The organism is Aminobacter sp. P4_H6_2, assembly GCF_056400805.1.
The window spans coordinates 1-1,743 of sequence record NZ_JBFUKO010000874.1 but is presented as its reverse complement, the minus strand read 5'-3'; the positions used below and the strand labels follow the sequence as shown (position 1 = coordinate 1,743).

2 protein-coding genes are annotated in these 1,743 nt (G+C 62.1%); both read left to right on the top strand.

All coding sequences use genetic code 11. The features are described from left to right. A partial coding sequence (gene hydA, locus AC1DUU_RS31185) for a dihydropyrimidinase (RefSeq protein ID WP_476787172.1) occupies positions 1 to 1,413 on the top strand: 1,413 nt, incomplete at its 5' end. Positions 1,414 to 1,474: 61 nt separating this feature from the next. Next, the coding region (locus AC1DUU_RS31180; RefSeq protein WP_476787171.1) for a hypothetical protein at positions 1,475 to 1,743 on the top strand (269 nt) is incomplete at its 3' end.

Below are 1,743 nucleotides of genomic sequence, written 5' to 3'. Positions count from 1 at the left end.
GACCGGACGTGGAAGGCCGACGTGCTGATCCAGCATGGCAAGATCGTCGCTATCGGCGAGAACCTGCATGCCGATCACGAATTCGACGCCACCGGCTGCTACATCATGCCGGGCGGCATCGACCCGCACACACATCTCGAAATGCCCTTCATGGGCACTTATTCGGCCGACGACTTCGAGACCGGCACGCGCGCGGCCTTGTCGGGCGGAACGACCATGGTCGTAGATTTCTGCCTGCCTGCGCCGGGTCAGTCGCTGCTCGAAGCGCTGCAGATGTGGGACAACAAGACCTCCAAGGCCTGTTCCGACTACTCCTTCCACATGGCCATCACCTGGTGGGGCGAGCAGGTGTTCAACGAGATGGCCCAGGTCGTCGACAAGGGCATCACCTCGTTCAAGCACTTCATGGCCTACAAGGGCGCGCTGATGGTCGACGACGACGAGATGTACTCGTCGTTCCAACGCTGCGCCGAACTGGGCGCCTTGCCGCTTGTCCATGCCGAAAACGGCGACGTCGTTGCCCAGCTTTCGGCCAAGCTGCTTGCCGCCGGCAATAACGGGCCAGAGGCACATGCCTATTCGCGCCCGCCGGAAGTCGAAGGCGAGGCGACCAACCGCGCCATCATGATCGCCGACATGGTGGGTTCCCCGCTCTATGTCGTGCACACCTCGTGCGAGCAGGCGCATGAGGCGATCCGCCGGGCCAGGCAGAAAGGCATGCGCGTTTATGGCGAGCCGCTGATCCAGCATCTGGTGCTCGACGAGACCGAGTATTTCAACAAGGATTGGGACCATGCGGCGCGCCGGGTGATGAGCCCACCCTTCCGCAACAAGCTGCACCAGGATTCGCTGTGGGCCGGCCTGCAGGCGGGTTCGCTGCAGGTGGTGGCGACAGACCATTGCTCGTTCACCACTGAGCAGAAGCGCACCGGCGTCGGCAACTTCACCAAGATCCCCAACGGCACCGGCGGGCTCGAAGACCGCATGCCGGTGCTGTGGAGCAAGGGCGTCAACACGGGCCGGCTGACGATGAACGAGTTCGTCGCGGTGACCTCGACCAACATCGCCAAGATCCTCAACATGTACCCCAAGAAGGGTGCGATCGTTGAGGGCGCTGATGCCGACATCGTGGTGTGGGATCCCAAGCGCAAGAAGACGATCGCGGCGAAAACCCAGCAGTCGATCATCGACTACAACGTCTTCGAGGGCATCGAGGTGACCGGCCTGCCGCGCTTCGTGTTCACACGCGGCGAGCTCGCCATCCAGGAGGCCGAGGTAAAGGCCCAGCCCGGCCACGGCGAATTCGTGGCGCGCGAGCCGCACGCACCCGTCAACCGCGCGCTGTCGAAGTGGAAAGAGATCACCGCCCCGCGCAAGGTCGAGCGAACAGGCATCCCGGCGACGGGGGTCTGAGCATGCACTCGTTGCGCCATTTCTTCAAAAGATGACGCAACGCTGCGCGGGAGCCTTTGTGATGCAACCGGAAACAGCTCAGCTCGAGAAGCGAACAAGCAAGTATTTTTCCATCGGGGCTCTCGTTGGAAGTGTGTTCGCCGGGTTGTGGGCTGGTGGTGGGGTGTTTTTGGTCTTTCGAGAACTGTTGGACGGAAATTCGGGAGCGGAACTTTCAAAATTTCCGATGGTTGTGGCCGGCGCCTTGTTCTGGAGCCTACTGGCAGCGTTGATTGCGGGACTCCCGGTCACCGTAGCCGTCGCGGGTGTGATCTTCCCGTTGGCTAGGCT